At 69.7% G+C, this 19129-nt stretch carries 18 protein-coding genes; 9 read left to right on the forward strand and 9 right to left on the reverse strand.

From position 1 onward, the window contains the following. Positions 1 to 17: 17 nt before the first annotated feature. The 4 genes from ACFULQ_RS28885 to ACFULQ_RS28900 all read left to right on the forward strand — a co-directional run bounded on the left by ACFULQ_RS28885 (position 18) and on the right by ACFULQ_RS28900 (position 1841). Positions 18 to 194 carry a hypothetical protein gene (locus tag ACFULQ_RS28885; RefSeq protein ID WP_383549281.1) on the forward strand — a complete coding sequence of 59 codons (177 nt, stop codon included), beginning with the start codon at positions 18 to 20 and terminating at the stop codon, positions 192 to 194. Between the two features lie 139 nt (positions 195 to 333). Next, a complete protein-coding gene (locus tag ACFULQ_RS28890; protein WP_383549284.1) occupies positions 334 to 726 on the forward strand; it encodes a BlaI/MecI/CopY family transcriptional regulator in 393 nt (130 codons plus the stop codon). Positions 727 to 735: 9 nt separating this feature from the next. Then, positions 736 to 1284, forward strand: a complete 549-nt coding sequence (locus ACFULQ_RS28895) for an amino-acid N-acetyltransferase (RefSeq protein ID WP_030323856.1) — start codon at positions 736 to 738, stop codon at positions 1282 to 1284. Positions 1285 to 1505: 221 nt separating this feature from the next. Further along, the gene (locus ACFULQ_RS28900) at positions 1506 to 1841 is read left to right on the forward strand and encodes an Lsr2 family protein (protein ID WP_037717519.1); all 336 of its coding nucleotides are present in this window, start codon (positions 1506 to 1508) and stop codon (positions 1839 to 1841) included. 35 nt (positions 1842 to 1876) lie between these two features. Here ACFULQ_RS28900 and ACFULQ_RS28905 read toward each other — a convergent pair whose 3' ends face one another. Beyond that, positions 1877 to 2644, reverse strand: a complete 768-nt coding sequence (locus ACFULQ_RS28905; RefSeq protein ID WP_383549288.1) for an SCO3374 family protein — start codon at positions 2642 to 2644, stop codon at positions 1877 to 1879. 432 nt (positions 2645 to 3076) lie between these two features. Here ACFULQ_RS28905 and ACFULQ_RS28910 point away from each other — a divergent pair, with 432 nt between their 5' ends. Next, positions 3077 to 5602: an ATP-dependent Clp protease ATP-binding subunit gene (locus tag ACFULQ_RS28910; protein WP_062033414.1), complete on the forward strand. Its 2526-nt coding sequence runs from the start codon at positions 3077 to 3079 to the stop codon at positions 5600 to 5602. Between the two features lie 60 nt (positions 5603 to 5662). Here ACFULQ_RS28910 and ACFULQ_RS28915 read toward each other — a convergent pair whose 3' ends face one another. Together ACFULQ_RS28915 and ACFULQ_RS28920 are read right to left on the reverse strand one after the other, a co-directional pair. Then, positions 5663 to 8695 carry an NACHT domain-containing protein gene (locus ACFULQ_RS28915; protein WP_383549291.1) on the reverse strand — a complete coding sequence of 1011 codons (3033 nt, stop codon included), beginning with the start codon at positions 8693 to 8695 and terminating at the stop codon, positions 5663 to 5665. A gap of 55 nt (positions 8696 to 8750) precedes the next feature. Next, positions 8751 to 9398, reverse strand: a complete 648-nt coding sequence (locus ACFULQ_RS28920; RefSeq protein WP_383549294.1) for an HAD family acid phosphatase — start codon at positions 9396 to 9398, stop codon at positions 8751 to 8753. 424 nt (positions 9399 to 9822) lie between these two features. On the opposite strand from ACFULQ_RS28920, the gene ACFULQ_RS28925 reads away from it, so the two are divergent. Further along, positions 9823 to 10368 carry a M23 family metallopeptidase gene (locus tag ACFULQ_RS28925; RefSeq protein WP_383549297.1) on the forward strand — a complete coding sequence of 182 codons (546 nt, stop codon included), beginning with the start codon at positions 9823 to 9825 and terminating at the stop codon, positions 10366 to 10368. A gap of 158 nt (positions 10369 to 10526) precedes the next feature. On the opposite strand, the gene ACFULQ_RS28930 is transcribed toward ACFULQ_RS28925, so the two are convergent. Further along, entirely contained in the window at positions 10527 to 11123 is a 597-nt protein-coding gene (locus tag ACFULQ_RS28930) for a TetR/AcrR family transcriptional regulator (RefSeq protein WP_383549300.1), read from the reverse strand. Between the two features lie 144 nt (positions 11124 to 11267). Here ACFULQ_RS28930 and ACFULQ_RS28935 point away from each other — a divergent pair, with 144 nt between their 5' ends. The 3 genes from ACFULQ_RS28935 to ACFULQ_RS28945 all read left to right on the forward strand — a co-directional run bounded on the left by ACFULQ_RS28935 (position 11268) and on the right by ACFULQ_RS28945 (position 14206). Next, positions 11268 to 12833: an MDR family MFS transporter gene (locus tag ACFULQ_RS28935; RefSeq protein ID WP_383549303.1), complete on the forward strand. Its 1566-nt coding sequence runs from the start codon at positions 11268 to 11270 to the stop codon at positions 12831 to 12833. 456 nt (positions 12834 to 13289) lie between these two features. Continuing rightward, positions 13290 to 13733, forward strand: a complete 444-nt coding sequence (locus ACFULQ_RS28940; protein ID WP_383549307.1) for a helix-turn-helix transcriptional regulator — start codon at positions 13290 to 13292, stop codon at positions 13731 to 13733. A 38-nt stretch (positions 13734 to 13771) separates the two neighbouring features. Continuing rightward, positions 13772 to 14206 carry a VOC family protein gene (locus tag ACFULQ_RS28945; protein ID WP_383549310.1) on the forward strand — a complete coding sequence of 145 codons (435 nt, stop codon included), beginning with the start codon at positions 13772 to 13774 and terminating at the stop codon, positions 14204 to 14206. 46 nt (positions 14207 to 14252) lie between these two features. On the opposite strand, the gene cseC is transcribed toward ACFULQ_RS28945, so the two are convergent. The 5 genes from cseC to ACFULQ_RS28970 all read right to left on the reverse strand — a co-directional run bounded on the left by cseC (position 14253) and on the right by ACFULQ_RS28970 (position 18788). Next, positions 14253 to 15587, reverse strand: coding sequence for a two-component system sensor histidine kinase CseC (gene cseC / locus ACFULQ_RS28950; RefSeq protein ID WP_383549313.1), 1335 nt, complete (start codon positions 15585 to 15587; stop codon positions 14253 to 14255). A gap of 15 nt (positions 15588 to 15602) precedes the next feature. After that, positions 15603 to 16307, reverse strand: a complete 705-nt coding sequence (gene cseB / locus ACFULQ_RS28955; protein ID WP_383549316.1) for a two-component system response regulator CseB — start codon at positions 16305 to 16307, stop codon at positions 15603 to 15605. A 97-nt stretch (positions 16308 to 16404) separates the two neighbouring features. Then, complete coding sequence (locus ACFULQ_RS28960; RefSeq protein WP_383549319.1) at positions 16405 to 17082, reverse strand: hypothetical protein; 678 nt, start codon at positions 17080 to 17082, stop codon at positions 16405 to 16407. Beyond that, on the reverse strand, positions 17067 to 17609 hold the full coding sequence (locus ACFULQ_RS28965; RefSeq protein WP_123762307.1) for a SigE family RNA polymerase sigma factor: 543 nt from the start codon (positions 17607 to 17609) through the stop codon (positions 17067 to 17069). Before ACFULQ_RS28965 ends, ACFULQ_RS28960 begins: the two co-directional genes overlap by 16 nt. A 222-nt stretch (positions 17610 to 17831) precedes the next feature. Next, a complete protein-coding gene (locus tag ACFULQ_RS28970; RefSeq protein WP_383549322.1) occupies positions 17832 to 18788 on the reverse strand; it encodes an A/G-specific adenine glycosylase in 957 nt (318 codons plus the stop codon). Between the last annotated feature and the right edge of the window lie 341 nt (positions 18789 to 19129).

Below are 19129 nucleotides of genomic sequence, written 5' to 3' on the forward strand. Positions count from 1 at the left end.
GTGGCTACTCTGGACGCATGGACTATGTCTCCGCGCTCGTGCCCCCGGTCGTCATGGCCGTGTTCTTCGTCTTCCTGATCCGGGTGATCGTGAAGACCCAGGGCGGGGCCAACAAGGCCAAGGAGGACGCGGCCGTCGACGCCGCCCTCGCGCGCGCGGAGAGCGCCAAGCAGACCTCCGGTTCCGACGCCTGAACCTCCGGCGGCGTACGACCCCGAGCCACGGTGCTTTCGGAGTCGTACGCCCTTTTTGTTGCCGTTTGACGTTGAAAGAGCACGTCCGTCACGCCGAAAGCCGGATCTCCCACTATTGTGCTGAGCTGTGCCTCGCCCATTGGGAGAACTCGAAGACGCGGTCATGACGCGGGTGTGGAAGTGGAACCGCCCGGTCACCGTTCGGGAAGTCCTGGAAGACCTTCGGCAGGAACGGTCCATCGCCTACACCACGGTGATGACCGTTTTGGACAATCTCCATCAGAAGGGCTGGGTGCGCCGTGAGGCGGAAGGCCGGGCCTATCGATATGAGGCGGTCTCCACACGGGCCGCCTACGCCGCGGCACTGATGAACGACGCCTGGTCCCAGAGCGACAACCCCGCCGCCGCTCTCGTCGCCTTCTTCGGCATGATGAGCGAGGAACAGCGACAGGCACTCCAGGACGCCGTACGGATCGTCGGGGGACCGACCGTGGAGAACCCCGACTCGGCAACGCGGGACGGCGGGCGATAGCGTCCGCTCATGTCCGCGAAGACTCCCTCCGCCGAGAACCCCGAAGTCACCGCAAAAGCCATCACCGTCCGCCGGGCCCGCACCAGCGATGTCGCCGGCATCCGTCGGCTCCTTGACTCCTACGTCCGCGACCGCATCCTGCTCGACAAAGCGACGGTGACGCTTTACGAGGACATCCAGGAGTTCTGGGTCGCCGAGCGCGACGACAACGCCGAGCTGGTCGGCTTCGGTGCTCTGCACGTGATGTGGGAAGACCTCGCGGAAGTGCGCACTCTCGCGGTGAAGCCCGGCCTGAAGGGCGCCGGTGTCGGGCATCAGTTGCTGGAGAAGTTGTTGCAGACGGCCCGCTGGCTCGGCGTTCGTCGCGTTTTCTGTCTCACCTTCGAAGTGGACTTCTTCGGCAAGCACGGCTTCGTCGAGATCGGTGAGACACCCGTTGACACCGATGTCTACGCAGAGCTGCTGCGTTCCTATGACGAAGGTGTCGCGGAGTTCCTGGGTCTCGAACGAGTGAAACCGAACACCTTGGGCAACAGCCGGATGCTTCTGCATCTGTGATCGCCAAGGATTCGGCGATCGGCCCTGCCCAGGTTCCCTATGTCCGAAACGCGCATGTTTCCGGACGGGGAGCTGCCTGTCGGTCTCTCCCAGGGGTTTGTGTTTTTCCGGCAAAAGCGGTTTGCTTTCCGACGTACTGCAGTACTGCATATAACAGGGGACGGCGAAACGGCGGACGCCGCAGACCCCCGGCCCTCAAGTATTGGATGAAAGGAAATCCGGTGGCACAGAAGGTTCAGGTCCTTCTTGTCGACGACATCGACGGCGGCGAGGCGGACGAGACCGTCACGTTCGCGTTGGACGGCAAGACGTACGAGATCGATCTCACGACCGCCAATGCGGACAAGCTCCGTGGCCTTCTCGACCCCTACGTGAAGGGTGGTCGTCGTACCGGAGGCCGTGCTTCGGGTGGGCGTGGAAAGGCGCGAGCCGCTTCCGGTGGCAGCCAGGACACCGCTCAGATCCGTGCGTGGGCAAAGGAGAACGGTTACGAGGTCAATGACCGCGGCCGTGTTCCGGCGAGCATTCGCGAGGCTTACGAGAAGGCCAACGCCTGATCGAAAGGTCCATGAGGGCCAGGGCCTGCGAAGGCCTATGGCCGCGTGCGCAGCCGTATGCGGTGGCAGTGCGTCGCCACCGTGTCCACGACGCGTACGAGATCGGGGGCGCTCCCGACGCGCCCCAACGCCGACATCGTCGGCAGCGAGGCCTCGACCTCGCACCCCGGCTCGGGGGGCCGCAGCCATACGGCGGCCCCCTGCAGGACGCCCGGGCGGCCCAGGACGAGAGGCCGCACCCCGGCGCCGAGTGCCGCGCCGGAAAGCCCGGTCACCGCGAGCCGGTCCGGCCCTGACGCCGTCGACAGCTCGGCCGACCCTTCATCGGACCCGTCCGGCCCCGGCATCCCCTTTCGTACGGCTTTCATGACCCCGGTCGCTTCGCCCGAGGTCTCCTCCGGCGGCGTGGGTGCCTCCATGGAGTCGCCCGGGCCCAGGGCGTGCAGGTCGAGGGGGAGTCTGCCCCACTCCAGCCAGTCCAGGATTCCCGGCAACTCGTCCGCGCTGCCCGCCGCGACCAGCAGCCGCATCCGGTCGCCCCGTACGGCCACCGGGGAGCCGGCGGTCAGGTGGCGCAGGGCCGCGTGCCCCGCGGCGGCCGGAATGTCCAGCACATCGAAACGCAGGCCCACCCTGAGCCGTACACAAGGGTCCGGGGAGGAATCCTCGGGCACGGTCGGCCAGCCCAGTTCGTTCTCGTACCAGCGGCGTACCTGATCGTCGCCGGAAGCGGTCGCGTCGGGCGGTCGACGGGGAGGCGGGACCGTGGTGAGGTCCGCGGAGAGCGGGAGGTGGCCGACCATGCCGAGTGCAACCGTCTCGAAGGCCCTGGAGTTACGCTGGGTGCATCCGCGTGTGCGCAGAGTGTCCGTGGTGGGGGCGTGCGGGGGTCCGGGACGGCGCAAGGTTGTTCGCCCATAGCGGAGGGACGGGGGGCGCTCGGCATGGACTGTCAGTGCGAGCGGGTAAGACATCCCTAGTGGGAGGGGGCGACACGCAGAACAGGCTGTCTCACGTTCGCCAACGGCGTACTGGCGACTGGGGTAACTGCCTGGCCTGCGGGAACATCGTCTCGCACCATCGGGTTGGAGCAGATGTCGGCGTTAGCGGGGTCAGGAGGCCATCGACGGTGTCGGCAGTTGGAATGAGCGGTCCCCGCTTGCGGGACTAAGCTGCGGAAGGACAGGGAGGGGAAGTTCCCCCCACTGCCTGACCGCTCTGAGGAGCGATTAACGATGTTCGAGAGGTTCACCGACCGCGCGCGGCGGGTTGTCGTCCTGGCTCAGGAAGAAGCCCGGATGCTCAACCACAACTACATCGGCACCGAGCACATCCTCCTGGGCCTGATCCACGAGGGTGAGGGTGTCGCCGCCAAGGCCCTTGAGAGCCTCGGGATTTCGCTCGAGGCGGTCCGCCAGCAGGTGGAGGAGATCATCGGCCAGGGCCAGCAGGCCCCGTCCGGGCACATCCCCTTCACCCCCCGTGCCAAGAAGGTCCTGGAGCTGTCGCTCCGCGAGGCCCTTCAGCTGGGCCACAACTACATCGGCACGGAGCACATCCTGCTCGGCCTGATCCGCGAGGGCGAGGGCGTCGCCGCCCAGGTCCTCGTCAAGCTGGGCGCTGATCTCAACCGGGTCCGGCAGCAGGTCATCCAGCTGCTCTCCGGTTACCAGGGCAAGGAGACCGCCACCGCCGGCGGGCCTGCCGAGGGCACCCCCTCGACGTCCCTGGTCCTCGACCAGTTCGGCCGGAACCTCACCCAGGCCGCTCGTGAGTCCAAGCTCGACCCGGTCATCGGGCGCGAGAAGGAGATCGAGCGGGTCATGCAGGTGCTGTCCCGCCGTACCAAGAACAACCCGGTCCTGATCGGTGAGCCCGGCGTCGGCAAGACCGCCGTCGTCGAGGGTCTCGCCCAGGCCATCGTCAAGGGCGAGGTGCCCGAGACCCTCAAGGACAAGCACCTCTACACCCTGGACCTCGGCGCGCTGGTCGCCGGCTCCCGCTACCGCGGTGACTTCGAGGAGCGCCTGAAGAAGGTCCTCAAGGAGATCCGCACCCGCGGCGACATCATCCTGTTCATCGACGAGCTGCACACGCTCGTGGGTGCGGGTGCCGCCGAGGGCGCCATCGACGCGGCTTCGATCCTGAAGCCGATGCTGGCCCGCGGTGAGCTCCAGACCATCGGTGCCACCACGCTGGACGAGTACCGCAAGCACCTGGAGAAGGACGCGGCCCTGGAGCGCCGCTTCCAGCCCATCCAGGTCGCCGAGCCCTCGCTCCCGCACACCATCGAGATCCTCAAGGGTCTGCGCGACCGCTACGAGGCCCACCACCGTGTGTCCATCACGGATGAGGCCCTCGTCCAGGCCGCGACCCTGGCCGACCGGTACATCTCGGACCGCTTCCTGCCGGACAAGGCGATCGACCTGATCGACGAGGCCGGTTCCCGGATGCGCATCCGCCGGATGACCGCGCCGCCGGACCTCCGCGAGTTCGACGAGAAGATCGCCGGTGTCCGCCGGGACAAGGAGTCCGCGATCGACTCGCAGGACTTCGAGAAGGCCGCCTCCCTGCGCGACAAGGAGAAGCAGCTCCTGGCCGCCAAGGCCAAGCGGGAGAAGGAGTGGAAGGCCGGCGACATGGACGTCGTCGCCGAGGTCGACGGCGAGCTGATCGCCGAGGTCCTCGCGACCGCCACCGGCATCCCGGTCTTCAAGCTGACCGAGGAGGAGTCCTCGCGTCTGCTGCGCATGGAGGACGAGCTCCACAAGCGGGTCATCGGCCAGGTCGACGCCGTCAAGGCGCTGTCGAAGGCGATCCGTCGTACGCGCGCGGGTCTGAAGGACCCCAAGCGTCCCGGTGGTTCGTTCATCTTCGCCGGTCCGTCCGGTGTCGGTAAGACCGAGCTCAGCAAGGCCCTCGCCGAGTTCCTCTTCGGTGACGAGGACGCGCTGATCTCCCTCGACATGTCGGAGTTCAGCGAGAAGCACACCGTCTCGCGGCTCTTCGGTTCGCCCCCCGGCTACGTGGGCTACGAAGAGGGCGGCCAGCTGACCGAGAAGGTGCGGCGCAAGCCGTTCTCGGTGGTCCTCTTCGACGAGGTCGAGAAGGCCCACCCGGACATCTTCAACTCGCTGCTGCAGATCCTGGAGGACGGTCGCCTGACCGACTCCCAGGGCCGGGTCGTGGACTTCAAGAACACGGTCATCATCATGACGACCAACCTCGGCACCCGGGACATCTCCAAGGGCTTCAACCTGGGCTTCGCGGCCTCGGGTGACAAGAAGACCAACTACGAGCGCATGAAGAACAAGGTCTCGGACGAGCTCAAGCAGCACTTCCGGCCCGAGTTCCTCAACCGCGTCGACGACGTGGTCGTCTTCCCGCAGCTGACCCAGGACGACATCCTCGCGATCGTCGACCTGATGATCGGCAAGGTCGACGAGCGCCTGAAGGACCGGGACATGGGCATCGAGCTCTCCCAGTCCGCCAAGGAACTGCTCTCCAAGAAGGGTTACGACCCCGTCCTGGGCGCGCGGCCGCTGCGTCGCACGATCCAGCGCGAGATCGAGGACACCCTCTCGGAGAAGATCCTCTTCGGCGAGCTGCGTCCCGGTCACATCGTGGTCGTGGACACCGAGGGCGAGGGCGAGACCCAGACCTTCACCTTCCGCGGCGAGGAGAAGTCGGCACTGCCCGACGTCCCGCCGATCGAGCAGGCGGCCGGCGGTGCCGGTCCGAACCTGAGCAAGGAGGCGTAGCCCTTCGGGGAGACGTCGAGTGAGGGGCCGGTGCCTTCGGGTGCCGGCCCCTTCGCCGTGTCAGCGCCGGTTCAGGCGGACGTCCACTCCGGGGAAGGCGGTGGAGAGCCGGGAGACGGCGAACTCGTGCCCCGGCATGTTCTCGAGGACCAGCGAGCGCAGCCCCGGCAGCCGGTCCGCCAGCGCGGAGACGTCCTCGGTGCCGAGCAGCCCGGGCAGTCGTAGACCTGTGACCTCCGGCAGCTCCGGCATGCACGCGAGGGAGCCCGGCTGGTCCCGCAGGATCCGGGCGTTCAGATGGAGCTGCTCGAGGGCTGGCAGCGCGGCCACCGCCCGCCAGTCCTCCGCCGTCAGCTGTGTCGTCAGCGGTCCGAGGCTGAGGTCGGTGAGGCCGGACCAGTGGTCCAGGCCGCGCAGGCCGGTGCGGTTGATGGTGCGCCGGCCGAGGAAGAGGAACCGCAGGTCCGCATCGACCGGCAGGACATCGGTGAGGCTGCGGCCCGGAAGCTCCTGCTCCACCGTGAGCCGCACGAGCGAGCCCAGGGCTCCGAGGCCGGTGAGGTCGGCGATCTGCCCGCAGATGAGTTCGGCGAGCGGAAGCTCGGCGAGCCGGTCCAGACCGTGGGCGCCGGGGCAGCGGGCCAGCAGCAGATCGTGCAGGGACCTGAAGGGCAGCAGCGCCCCCAGGTCGGTGACCAGGGGGTTGTCCCGCAGGTCGAGGAGGCTCACGTACGACGGCTCCGGTACGGCGGCGACGATCGCCTCGGGTGCGTGCTCACCGAGGAAGGCGAGGCCGCGCCAGGGCCGCATGCCGGCCAGCGCGGCCCGCTGTCCGGGGGACTCGCAGCCGAGGTAGAGGTCTTGGCGGGGCAGGTGGTCCAGCACCTCCGAGACGTACTCCGCGGTGTCGAAGCGGCTCCAGGTCCCCGCGAGCTGTCGGCGGACCCCGAGGTCCGGGTGCTCGCGGAACCGCCGCAGTACCGCGAGGGCGCCCGCGGGCTCCTCGGCGGCGAGCAGCGAGGCGGTGATGGTGACGTTCCGGGCCTGCTCGGCCGACAGGCCCTCCGGTCCCGGTAGCAGCTCCAGCACCAGCGGCCCCGCCTCCGCCAGAGCCCTCGCGTCCGCCTTCGAGGCCGGCGGGATCAGGGCCGCCGCCCGCTTCTCCACCTCCGCCCGCACCGCCGCGTCCAGCGCCGGCGCGTGCTCCAGGCAGGCCAGCGCCAGCAGGGTCAGGCGGGGAACGTCCCTGGCGAGCAGTTGCCGTATCAGAGAGGCCCGTTCACGGGGGCGGGCGTGGGCCACCGCCATCCGGATCACGTCCTCCCACTGGGTGTCGTCCGCGCGGCCGGCGAGGACGTCCAGGTGGCCCTCCTCCACGGCGTACCGTGCGCCCAGGTAGTCCTGGAAGGTGCGGTGGACGAAGTCCACGACGCCGTCGGCGGGTTGGCGGAGCAGGCCGCTGCGCAGCAGCAGGTCGTGCAGGACGGCGGGGGCGGGGCCTCGCAGGCCGACGACGGGGAGGCAGCGGTCCACGATCGACTCGGCCGTCTCCTGTTCCATCTCGGTACGGCCGCTCAGCACCAGTGCGTACGCGAGGCGCTGGAGCAGCTCCAGCTGGGTCTCCTCGCCCTGCTCCAGCTCCAGGCCGCGCTCCCGGTCGCGGCGGGCGAGCAGCATGGTGAGGGCGGCGTCGTACAACTCCTTGCGTCCGGTGGGGAGATAGCCCCGCCGCTCGCGGTGCAGGGCGCAGATCAGGCCGCACATCAGGGGGTTGGTGGCCAGACGGGCCAGGTCGCGCTTGGTGCGCAGGGAGTCCAGGAGCGAGGTCTCGTACTCGGGGGCCTCGGCGGCCGTGTGCCAGCGGTGGACGAAGGTGGCCACGTCCGGGCGGCGCATCGGGGCCAGGGTGAGCTCGCCGAAGCCCTCGGCGGCCAGCCAGTCGGGGCGGACGGCGGTGGGGCGGGAGGTCAGGAGCCAGCGGTTGCCGGGGAAGGCGCGGATGAGGGACAGGAGCCAGTCGCGGGTGCGGTGGCGGTCGGCGGCGGGGACCTCGTCCAGGCCGTCCACGAGGACGAGACCGCGGCCCGCCGTCAGGACGCGTTCCGTCCAGCCCTCCGGCGGGGTCAGCGGGCAGCTCACGGCGGTCAGGAAGTCGGCGGGGGAGGGGAGGGACCCCGCGCGGATCAGGGTGCGCAGGGGCAGGACGTACGGCACTCCGCTGCCGTCCCTGGCCGCGGTGACCGCCAGCCACTGCACCAGGGTGGTCTTGCCGGAGCCCGCGTCGCCGCGCAGCAGGACCCGGTCATGGGCGAACAGGGCTTCCTCGGCGGGGAGTCGGACGGTCAGCGGGCCCCCGGGGTGCTCCTCCGCGAGGGGGCTCTCCTCGGCCGTGGTGGCTTCCAGGCTGAGGTACGCCACTTCGAGGGGCCAGCGGTCCGCGGAGTCGCGCAGGTCGATGCCGTAGATGGTGATGTGGTGGTGGCGGTCGGCGACGTGGGGGAGATAGCGGCGTTCGAAGCTGCGGTCCGTCGCGCCGGGGCGGGGGCTGCGGGCGATCAACTCGTCGATCTTCGCGATGAGTTCGGCCTGGGCGCGGGTCTGCTCCACGAGGGTGCGGGCGACAAAGGTCGACCGGCGGGTGAAGAACTCCAGGATCTGGAGGCAGGACCATTCGATCGCGTTGTCGAGGAAGTAGCAGGCGTCGGCGGAGAGTCCGGACGGCGGGGGCGCCTGCCGGCGCAGCTCCCTGGCCAGTTCGCGGTAGCCGAGGCGGACGGCCTGGACGTCGTCCATGTCCAGGTCGCCGAGGGCGAGCAGTTGGCGGGTGAGGGCGTCGACGACGGCGGTTTCCTCGTCGGCCGGGAAGGGCGGCTCGCCGGGGGAGTCCGTGGCCGCGCGGACCATGCCGTGGGCGAGGGCGCGGACCTCCTTCTCGCCCAGGGTGCGCTTCTCGCCCCGGAAGGAGACCAGGGCGGAGAGCCGAACCGGCTTGTCGACCAGACCGGCGCCCGGGCCGTCGGGCCGGAAGAGTTTCCGCACCAGTTGACCGACCAGAGCGGACGCCAGCTTGCTGCCGAGTACCGCGGGCTCCATCCGCCACCCCCGTGTGTGCGTGTGCGCGGACGGAGCCTAACCGGGCAGCGGCAGGTCAGGACAACTGACCGTCGTAGTCCGGGAGTTTGAAGGTCTTCTCGGCATGGCCGCCCGACAGGTCGGTGGCGCTGTTGCCGATGTTCGCGATGATCGTGTAGCCCTTGTTCTCGATGTCGACGCGCTTGGCCGTCTTGTAGGTGGCGACGTCCTTGAAGAGGTCGATGAAGTTGCGGACGTAGAGGCCGCTGACCTGGTAGCCGACCTGTTTGAGGTTGTAGTCGGTCGCCGGGGCGATGATGTCGGGGCGGGCGGTCACGAAGAACAGGGAGACGCCGTGCTCCTGGGCGTACTTGGCGACGTTCAGGACGGGCTTGTTGGCCGGCGAGGGGTAGCTGAAGCCGAAGTCGGTCTCCAGGGTGGTGTTGTCGATGTCGAAGACGATCGCCTGCTTCTCGCCCGGCTTGGTCGCGGCGATCCGCGTCTTCAGATACGGCAGGGCCTGGTCCATCAGGGACTGGCAGTCGGCCTGCCAGGTGGCGTAGCCGACGTCCTCTGCGGCGGCGGTGGCGGCAGTGGCCGCGGTCGTGGCGGTGGTGCTCGTCGTGGCGGTCGCGGCCTGGGCGGGAACCGCCAGGGCCGTGAGGGCGGAGGCGGTTACTACGGCGACGGCGGTGCGGCGTGCCCAGAGGCGTCTGTCTGCCATGGAGTGGGGGTCCTCTCACGTCCGTGAACATTGCAGTTGTCGCGTGCATGTTGCTTGGTGAGGGTGGCGCGAGGGGAACCGTAGGGTTACTGAAGGGTAAGTGGCCAGAGATGTACGTCACATCGCGCTGAGAAGTCCGGACGTCGGATTCATGCGGGGAGCGTAGTGGCCGTCACATTTCGGGACGGGACGATCTTATGGACCGGTGACTTGCCGCACAGGGGATTTGTCCGTTACTAGGCGGAATAGTCGTGAGGGTGGGTGGGGGGAAGGGCTTCTCGGGCGTCCATTCAGTACCCATTACTACTAAACATCGCAGATGGGTGGTTTGAGGGTCTTCGGGTCTCGGGGTTACCAAGGGATGCCCCATCCGGACGCCGTCGTGCGCCGGGTGGTTTCCTGTCCCCGGCTCCATGAGGTTCATATGTTCCAGCGCGTCTCCCCCCGCTCCTCCCGTACGACCCTGCTCCGCGCCCGAGTGGCTGTCGTGGCCGCCTCCGTCGGCGCCACGGCCGTGCTCGGAGCCGGAGTCGCCTCGGCCGCGTCCCACCCCTCCTGGGTGGACCCGGTGAAGAAGTACAAGCTCAGCGCGAGCTTTGCCCAGGCCGGTGCCATGTGGCAGTCCACCCACAGTGGGCAGGACTTCGCGGTGCCGAGCGGGACGAAGGTCGTCGCCGCGCACGGTGGGACCGTCGTCAAGGCGGGTCCGGGCGGTGCCGGTGACGGGTCCGCCTACGGCAACGCCATCGTGATCAAGCACGGCAACCGGACGTACTCGCAGTACGCCCACCTCTCGCGGATCAACGTCAAGGTCGGCCAGATCGTCAAGACCGGCCAGCGCATCGCCCTGTCCGGCAACACCGGCAACTCCAGTGGCCCGCACCTGCACTTCGAGATCCGCACGACGCCGAACTACGGCTCGGCGATAGACCCGGTCAAGTTCCTGCGGGCCAAGGGCGTGAAGGTCTGACGGCCGGTCCGGTGGGGCGACCGGTTCGTCTTCGGCTCCGGGTGAGGTGAGGGTGGGCGGTGATGGGCCGAGCGGCCCGTCGGGCCGGGGCGGTGCGGGACGTCGTACGACATCACGAGCCGCCGCGCGGTTCCGGTCGCCCCGTTTCCCCGCCCCCTCTACCCCTTCCCGCTCCCCCGATGGGCCTGAGTGATCAGGTCCGTCGCCACCTCCAGGACCGCCTTGCGCTTGGTCTCCGGGTCGCCTTCCAGGTCGTGGATGAGGAACATGCCGGCGTGCAGGGTGAACATCGCGCTGACGGAGCGGACCTGGTCGACCAGGTCCGCGTCCGGGTCGACGAGGGTCTCGCGCAGGCCCTGCATGCGCTCCTTGAAGGTCTCCCCGACCCGTAGTTCACGGACCGTCGCCTGGTTTTCCTGCATGAAGCGGAACAGTGGCGTCGCCCCGGCCAGGGTCTCGCTGTAGCGCCGGATGATCTCCTGCTTGGTCTCCAGCGTGTGGGGCTGCTGCCTGCCCCACTCGATCAGGTCGAGGATCGGCTGCGTCAGGTCGTCGAAGATGCTGACGAGGATCTCTTCCTTGGTCTTGAAGTGGTAGTAGAGCGCCGCCTTGGTGACGTCCAGACGCTCGGCGATCTCCCGTAGCGACGTCTTCTCGTAGCCCTGCTCCGCGAAGAGTTCGAGCGCCACGTCCTGGATGCGCTGGCGTGTGTTCCCGCGGCGCTGCTGCTTGGTGCCGTCCATGGTGCCGCCCATCCTCGTGCTCCCCGGCTTTCCAGAAAACTTACTTGACGCCCGGCTAGTTACGCGTCTACCTTCCCCAGTGTAGACAACTAGCCGGGCGGCAAGTAAGTGCCCCGGCGGGGGAAGTACCGCAGCACCTTCAGGGGAGTGGGAACGATGGCGGACACACAGACGGTCGAGACAGAACCGGACAAGCCACAGCGCAGCGTCCGGGTCGTGCTGCTCGCACTGATGATCACCATGATGCTCGCGATGCTCGACAACATGATCGTGGGCACCGCGATGCCGACGATCGTGGGCGAGCTCGGCGGCCTCGAGCACCTGTCCTGGGTGGTGACGGCCTACACGCTCGCGACGGCCGCCGCGACCCCGATCTGGGGCAAGCTCGGTGACATGTACGGCCGCAAGGCCACCTTCATGACCTCGATCGTGATCTTCCTGATCGGCTCCGCGCTCAGCGGCATGGCCCAGGACATGGGTCAGCTCATCGGTTTCCGGGCCGTGCAGGGCCTCGGTGCCGGCGGTCTGATGGTCGGCGTCATGGCGATCATCGGTGACCTGATCCCGCCCCGGGAGCGCGGCAAGTACCAGGGCATGATGGCCGGCGTCATGGCGCTCGCGATGATCGGCGGTCCGCTGGTCGGCGGCACCATCACCGACAACTGGGGCTGGCGCTGGTCCTTCTACATCAACCTGCCGCTCGGCGTGGTGGCCCTCGGCCTCATCAGCGTGGTGCTGCACCTGCCGAAGAAGCGGGCCAAGGCGGGCATCGACTACCTCGGCGTGGTCCTGCTGACCGTCGGCATCACCTCCATCGTGCTCGTCACCACCTGGGGCGGCACCGAGTACGCCTGGACCTCCGCGCGGATCATGGAGCTGATCGGCATCGGCGTCGCCTCGCTCATCGGGTTCGTGTTCTGGCAGACCAAGGCGGCCGAGCCGATCGTGCCGCTGCACATCTTCCGCAGCCGCAACTTCACCCTGATGTCCCTCATCGGCTTCATCACCGGCTTCGTGATGTTCGGCGCGACCCTCTTCCTGCCGCTGTACCAGCAGTCGGTGCAGGGGGCCTCCGCGACCAACTCCGGGCTGCTGCTCCTGCCGATGCTCGGCGCGATGCTGGTCACCTCGATGGTCGCGGGCCGGGTCACCACCAACACCGGGCGCTACTACGTCTTCCCGGTCGTCGGCAGTTCCCTGATGGTCGTCGGGCTGTACCTGCTGTCCACGATGGACACCGGGACCTCGCGGTTCACCTCCGGTGTGTTCATGGCCGTCGTCGGGTTCGGCATGGGCTGCCTGATGCAGATCACCATGCTGGTCGCGCAGAACAGCGTGGAGATGAAGGACATGGGCGTCGCGTCCTCCTCCACCACCCTGTTCCGTACGCTCGGCTCGTCCTTCGGTGTCGCCATCATGGGCGCGCTGTTCAACAACCGCGTCCAGGACGTCATGTCCGAGCGGGCCGGCGCGCTGGGCTCCAAGGTGACCGAGCAGTCCGCGCAGCTCGACGCGGCGAGCCTGGCGAAGCTGCCGGCGGCGGCGCGGGAGGCGTACCAGTACGCGGTCTCGGCCGGCACCCACTCGGCGTTCCTGCTCGGCTCGATCGTGGCCCTGGTCGCGCTGGCGGCGGCGGTGTTCGTCAAGGAGGTCCCGCTGAAGGGGGCGGGTCCGCAGCAGGCGGCCGAGGGCGCGGCACCGGCCCCGCTGGTCGAGGTCTGACCCACCACGTCCGACCCACGTGAACCGAAGGCCCCCGGCTGGTGTCCGCCCCGGGGGCCTTCTCCGTGCCTGGGCTCTTCGCAGGTTGGGGGCTGCGCTACCTCTGTCGTGTCCGGGCTCTTCGCCGGTTGGGGCCTGTGCTACCTCTGTCGTGTCCGGGCTCTTCGCCGGTTGGGGTCTGCGCTACCTCTGTCGTGTCCGGGCTCTTCGCCGGTTGGGGTCTGCGCTACCTCTGTCGTGTCCGGGCTCTCCGCCGGTTGGGGCCTGCGCCACCCCTGCCATGCCCGGGGCCTTTCGCCGGTTGGGGCCTGCGCGCCCCGCCGTGCCCGGGCCCATCGCCCTTCGGGGTCCGCGCCCCCTGCCCTGCCGGGGCCCACCGCCCTTCGGCGTCCGCGCCACCCCCGCCCTTCCCCCTGCCCAGCCCCGATGTCAGTGCCGCGTGTCACCATCGGGCTCATGGACAAGACCCGCCAGTTGCGGCTCGCCAAGGACGCCATGGACCGGGACTGGGCGGATCCGGACCTCGACCTGGGGGCCGTCGCCGGGCATGCCGGGTACTCGCGGTATCACTTCATCCGCGCCTTCAAGGAGGCGTACGGCGAGACGCCCGGGCAGTACCTCACCCACCGCAGGATCGAGCGGGCCGAGGAGATGCTGCGGGGGGCCGACCTGAGCGTCACCGAGATCTGCCACCTGGTTGGGTTCAGCAGCCTCGGCACCTTCTCCGCCCGCTTCAAGGCGCGGACCGGGGTCACCCCGAGCGAGTACCGGACGAAGCACGTGGGCAGCGGAGCCGCCCTGATCCCCGGGTGCTACGCCATGCTGTGGGCCGGCGGATTCCCGACCGCGCGTTCCGCAACTTTGGAGAAGCGCCCCACTCTCCCCGCTGCCTACGGTTAGGAACAGGACAGCGGAAGCGGACCGGAGGGAACAGAGTCATGATCCTGGGGCTGGGCATCACCACCGTGTGGACCTTCGACCAGCAGCGCACCAAGGCCTTCTTCATCGAGAAACTGGGCTTCGAGGTGCGCAGCGAGGTCGCCATGGGCGCCATGAAGTGGGTCACCGTCGGGGCGAAGGGCCAGGAGGGCGTCGAGCTCGCCCTGATGCACCTGGACGGACCGGGGCTGGACCCCGAGTCCTCGGAGGCCCTGAAGAAGCTGGTCGGCAAGGGGGTCATGGGCGCCGGCGCGTTCCGGACCGACGACTGCCGGGGGGACTACGAGACGTTCCGTGCGCGCGGGGTCGAGTTCATCCAGGAGCCGCAGGAGCGGCCGTACGGCATCGAGGCGATCTTCCGCGACGACAACGGCAACTGGTTCTCCCTGACCCAGCGCAACGAGGAGCTGGACTTCTCGAAGGACTGGGCGTGACGGACACCGGGGAGGGACTCGCCGCGGACCGGCGCTCTTCGCAGGGCTACGGCAGCAGCGGATAGCTCCCCGTCGCCGTAGGCGCGTGTTCCGGCAGCCAGAGCACCGCCACCGCGCCCTCCGAGGGGAGGCCCCCCGGCGCCCCGGCAGGGCGGACGTTGCGGAACGTCAGCCGCGCGCCCAGCACCCGGGCCTGTCCCGCCGCGATGGTCAGGCCCAGCCCGTGGCCGTGCCCCGCCCGGTCCGCGCTGCCCGTGCGGAAGCGGCTCGGGCCGTCGGCGAGGAGGTCCTCGGGGAAGCCGGGGCCGTGGTCGCGGACGCGGATCACCCGGCCCTCGACGGTGACCTGGATCGGCGGCTTGCCGTGCCGGGCGGCATTGGCGAGGAGGTTGAACAGGACGCGCTCCAGGCGCCGCGGGTCGGTGGTGACCTCCGACTCGTGCACCACCCGGACCTCGATCTCCGGGTCCTTCGCCGCCACCCGCCGGGCGACGAACTCGCCGAGCAGGATGTCCTGGAGTTCGGCGCGCTCGGAGGCGCCGTCCAGGCGGGCCACCTCCAGGACGTCCTCGACCAGGGTGCGCATGGCCTTCGCGCGGTCCAGGACCAGCTCGGTGGGCCGGCCCGGCGGCAGCAGTTCCGCCGCCGTCAGCAGGCCCGTCACCGGTGTCCGCAGCTCGTGCGCGATGTCCGCCGTGACCCGGCGCTCGGCCTCCAGCCGCTGCTGGAGCGCGTCCGCCATGGCGTCCACCGCGCTCGCGAGGTCGTCGGTCTCGTCCTGGACGACCCCGCCGATCGCGTCCCGGACCCGGACGTCCGTCTCGCCCTTGGCCATCTGGTTCGCGGCGGCCGCCGCCTTCCTGAGCCGCCGGGACAACTGCCCGCCGATGAGCACGCCGAGCGCGCTGCCGCCGAGGACCACCGCGATGGAGCCGATCACCAGGGCCTGGTCGAGGTCGTTGAGGATGTCGGTGCTGCGGTCGGTGAACCCGGTGTGCAGGGACAGCACATGCCCGCCCTTGACCGGGACGGCCGCCCAGATGTCGGGCCCCCGGTCGGACCGGTCGGAGACGAAGGTCGCCCGGCGGCCCTCCTCGACCTTCCTGCGCAGCGGGGGCGGCAGATGCCGGTCGTCGACCGCGATGCTCGGGAAGTTCGGCTTGCCGGTCAGCTCGTAGTTGCGCTGGGCGATCTGGATCCGTTCGTCGGCCAGGTCGCGCGCGTTGTCCAGCATCGAGACACGTGCCGCGTTGTGCACGACCAGGCTGAGCGCGATCGCCACCAGCGCGCCGACCAGCGCGATGGCCGCGCTGAGCTTCCATCTCAGGCCCGTCCGCATCACCACGCGCTCCGTCACCGGGCTCCGAAGGATCCCCCGCATGTCCCGGGCCCCCGCTCAGGCCTTCAACTTGTAGCCGAAGCCGCGGACCGTCTCGATCCGGTCCTGGCCGATCTTCGTCCGCAGGCGCTGCACATGGACGTCGACGACCCGGGTGTCCCCGCCCCAGCCGTAGTCCCACACCCGCTCCAGGAGCTTGTCGCGGGAGAGCACGGTGCCCGGCGCGGAGGAGAACTCGAGGAGCAGCCGCATCTCGGTCGGGGTGAGCGCCACCGGCTGCCCGCCCTTGCGCACCTCCATGCCCTCGGTGTCGACCTCCAGTTCGCCGAAGGTCAGCAGGCCCCCGGCATCGGGCCCGGCGCTCTCCTCACCCCGGTCCGCACCGCCCGCGTGCCCGAAGCGGCGCAGCACCGCGCGGATCCGGGCGACCAGGACGGCCCCGTCGAACGGCTTGGTCACGTAGTCGTCGGCGCCCGCCTCCAGGCCCAGCACCACGTCGATCGAGTCGGCCCGCGCCGACAGCATGATCACCGGCACGGTGGACTCGTCGCGGATACGGCGGCACAGGCTGACCCCGTCCAGACCCGGGACCATGACGTCCAGCAGGGCGATGTCGGGGCGGTCGGCCCGGAACGCCTCCAGGCCGGACAGTCCGTCGGGCATGGCGGTGACCGCGAAGCCGTCCCGCTCCAGGGCGAGCTGGGTGGCCTCGCGGATGACGTCGTCGTCCTCGACGAACAGCACGTGGGTCTGGTCTGCCATCCGGGTGCTCTCACTCTTCGGTGTCGTGACGCTCACTAAAGGATCGTTCACTGGGGGATCGTTCCGGGCGGTCCGATCGGTTCGCCGTACGCGGTACTCAGCTGTCGGGCGCCGGCGTCGGGTCCGCGCCGACGACGCCGCTGTAGTCGCTGTGCGTCCTGTACACCGTGCTGAACTTCCCCGCGACCCAGCGGTACGTGACCACGTTCTCGCCGGACGGGGCCGACACCGGGTCGCCCTTCTCGTACACCTGCTTGGTCACCACCAGGTCGCCGCGGTCGATCTCGGCGTAGACCGGGGGCTCCTCGGCCTGGAAGACATTCTGGTACGAACCGTCCTGCTCGCGGTACACGTACGAGCCGACGCCCACCAGATCCGCACAGGTCACGACGTTGACGACGACGTCGTCGGCCGAGCCGCCGGTGAGGTCGCCGTAGCTGAGGTCGACCGGGTACTCGTCGGCGACGCAGGGCTTCAGATCGCGCTTGACCGCCTCGGAGACCTTCGGGTCCGACTTCAGGAGGGCGACCGCGGACGTGCGGTCCAGGCGCGGCGAGTCCAGGACGGACGGTGCGGCGGCGGCCGAGGCGCCGGTTCCCGCGACGGCGTGCGCCGGCCCCTCGTCACGGGTGCCGGTGCCGCCGGTGGCGCAGGCGGAGACGAAAAGGGCGAGGGCGGCGAGCACGGCCACCGCCGTGCTTGCCGCCTGGAGAATCCCCCGGACCGGAGCCGGGTCCGATCTGGGGGGCCCGGGTTCGGTCAGGCCGCCGCGCAACGCTCCCGCTCCTCACGCTCCAGCGCGCGTGCGTCCAGGTCGCGGGCCTCCAGCTCCTCGCGGAGCCGGGCGAGCGCCCGGTGCAGCGTGCTCTTGACCGTTCCCACCGACATGCCGAGGGCGGCGGCCGTCTCCTCCGTGGACATCTGCTCCCAGTGTCGCAGCACCACGACACTGCGCTGCTTGGGGGCGAGCACCTTCATGACGTCCATCAGCAGGGCGCGGTCCGCGTGCTGCTCGGTGGAGTCGTCGACCGAGGCGTCCGGGAGCTGCTCGGTCGGCACCTCCTCCAGCTTCCGCGCCCGCCACCACTCCGTGCGGGTGTTGATCATCACCCGGCGCAGATAGGCGTCCGCGAGCCGCTTGTCCTCGATGGTCTCCCAGCGGCCGTACGTCCTGACGAGCGCCGTCTGGAGCAGGTCCTGCGCGTCGACCGGGTCCGGGACCAGACGGCGTGCGCTGCGCAGCAGCGCGTCCTGCCGGGTGCGGACGTACTCCTCGAACTCGAGCACCTCGCCCTGCGCCATGTCGACCGCCTCCTGCTTTCCCCGTGTGTCCCTCGTGGTCTGCGACCCGGTTTTCGCCGGGCACGCAGATGAAGCTACGGATCTGTTGTCACGGGGCTGTGCGAAGCAGCGCGCGGCTGGCACTCGGCTGTCCGTCGGTTGTGTAACGGAAGCCGAAAAGGGGTAAACCGGCGCGGTTGTTTGCGCCGGTTCAGGGTGATCCGCCGGTTGTCTTCCCGTCGGCTATGTCAACGGCAGCCGATACAAACCACCCGCCAGGGGCTCCACGAGCCCGTCGGCGACCAGTCCGTCCAGCGCCCGCGCCCGCTGCACCGGCTCGTGCCACACCCGGTCGAGGACCGACTGCGGGACGGGCGCGTGGGCCTCCCGCAGCACGGCGAGCAGCTTGCCGCGGACCTGGCGGTCGGTACCGGCGTACGTCTGTCCGCGCCGCGCGGGCCCGTCGTGCGCGGGCTTGCCCGCGAGCCGCCAGGCGCACTGCGCGGCGATCGGGCAGCGCTGACAGCTCTCGTTCTTGGCCGTGCAGACGAGCGCGCCGAGCTCCATGGACGCGGCGGCCCAGCGCGCGGCGACGCTCTCGTCCTCGGGCAGCAGCGCGCGGGCCAGCTTGCGCTCGGCGGCCGTCGTGGCGTTCGGCGGGTACTGCACGCCGGTCACCGCCCGGGCGAACACCCGCCGCACATTGGTGTCCAGCACCGCGTGCCGCTGCCCGTACGCGAAGGAGGCGACGGCGGCTGCCGTGTACTCGCCGATCCCGGGCAGCGCGAGCAGCTGCGCGTGGTCCGTCGGTACGTCACCGCCGTGCCGTTCCGTTATGGCGACCGCGGCGCCGTGCAGCCGCAGCGCCCGGCGCGGATAGCCGAGCCGTCCCCAGGCGCGCACGGCCTCACCGGGGGCCTCCTGGGCGAGGTCGGCGGGGCGTGGCCAGCGGGCCAGCCACTGCTCGTAGACGGGCAGCACCCGGCTCACCGGAGTCTGCTGGAGCATGAACTCGCTGACCATCACCCCCCAGGGGCCGGCCTCCGGGCGCCGCCAGGGCAGGTCCCGGGCGTGCTCGTCGAACCAGTCGATGACGGGGGCGTGCAGGTCCTCTCCGTGGGGAGTGCCGGTGGTGTCGGCGAGGGCGGTGCCGGTGTCGTCGGCGGGGCGGCTGGGCGAGGGCTTCGTGGGCGCAGTCATGGCCTTCCGATCCTGCCATGCCGGAGCGGGCGGACGGGCGTTTGGCGGGGACGGGTCGGACGGAACCGGCACGCAGAGCAGCCGTGGCCAGAGCTGCAAGGGACACGATCGCGAACATGCCGTCCGTCCACGTCCCGACCACGGGTCGTCACCCGCGCGGGGGGACCTTGGTGGTCACGGACCGTAGGCAGGAGGTCCGTTCGGTCACACTCCGCCGTCGAAACGTGTCACGCCTGGCTAAAGGCGCCCCTGGAACGGCAGTTGCCGGAATGATGATCCGGAAAAGTTGTGGCGTCGGGCGGCGGGTGAGGGCGGTGAACCCACCGATCTCTCGTACAGTT

This window comes from Streptomyces sp. NPDC057253 (assembly GCF_042669125.1).
In the GTDB taxonomy this organism is placed as follows: domain Bacteria; phylum Actinomycetota; class Actinomycetes; order Streptomycetales; family Streptomycetaceae; genus Streptomyces.

What these genes read in the sequence shown, in the direction of transcription:
- ACFULQ_RS28910 (WP_062033414.1), top strand. Translation starts at nt 3,077, where the DNA reads ATGTTCGAGAGGTTCACCGACCGCGCGCGGCGGGTTGTCGTCCTGGCT.
- ACFULQ_RS28965 (WP_123762307.1), bottom strand. Translation starts at nt 17,609, where the DNA reads ATGGCGCAGGGCGAGGTGCTCGAGTTCGAGGAGTACGTCCGCACCCGG.
- ACFULQ_RS28885 (WP_383549281.1), top strand. Translation starts at nt 18, where the DNA reads ATGGACTATGTCTCCGCGCTCGTGCCCCCGGTCGTCATGGCCGTGTTC.
- ACFULQ_RS28925 (WP_383549297.1), top strand. Translation starts at nt 9,823, where the DNA reads ATGTTCCAGCGCGTCTCCCCCCGCTCCTCCCGTACGACCCTGCTCCGC.
- ACFULQ_RS28920 (WP_383549294.1), bottom strand. Translation starts at nt 9,398, where the DNA reads ATGGCAGACAGACGCCTCTGGGCACGCCGCACCGCCGTCGCCGTAGTA.
- ACFULQ_RS28930 (WP_383549300.1), bottom strand. Translation starts at nt 11,123, where the DNA reads ATGGGCGGCACCATGGACGGCACCAAGCAGCAGCGCCGCGGGAACACA.
- ACFULQ_RS28940 (WP_383549307.1), top strand. Translation starts at nt 13,290, where the DNA reads ATGGACAAGACCCGCCAGTTGCGGCTCGCCAAGGACGCCATGGACCGG.
- ACFULQ_RS28895 (WP_030323856.1), top strand. Translation starts at nt 736, where the DNA reads ATGTCCGCGAAGACTCCCTCCGCCGAGAACCCCGAAGTCACCGCAAAA.
- ACFULQ_RS28945 (WP_383549310.1), top strand. Translation starts at nt 13,772, where the DNA reads ATGATCCTGGGGCTGGGCATCACCACCGTGTGGACCTTCGACCAGCAG.
- ACFULQ_RS28905 (WP_383549288.1), bottom strand. Translation starts at nt 2,644, where the DNA reads ATGGTCGGCCACCTCCCGCTCTCCGCGGACCTCACCACGGTCCCGCCT.
- ACFULQ_RS28915 (WP_383549291.1), bottom strand. Translation starts at nt 8,695, where the DNA reads ATGGAGCCCGCGGTACTCGGCAGCAAGCTGGCGTCCGCTCTGGTCGGT.
- cseC (WP_383549313.1), bottom strand. Translation starts at nt 15,587, where the DNA reads ATGCGGGGGATCCTTCGGAGCCCGGTGACGGAGCGCGTGGTGATGCGG.
- ACFULQ_RS28970 (WP_383549322.1), bottom strand. Translation starts at nt 18,788, where the DNA reads ATGACTGCGCCCACGAAGCCCTCGCCCAGCCGCCCCGCCGACGACACC.
- ACFULQ_RS28935 (WP_383549303.1), top strand. Translation starts at nt 11,268, where the DNA reads ATGGCGGACACACAGACGGTCGAGACAGAACCGGACAAGCCACAGCGC.
- cseB (WP_383549316.1), bottom strand. Translation starts at nt 16,307, where the DNA reads ATGGCAGACCAGACCCACGTGCTGTTCGTCGAGGACGACGACGTCATC.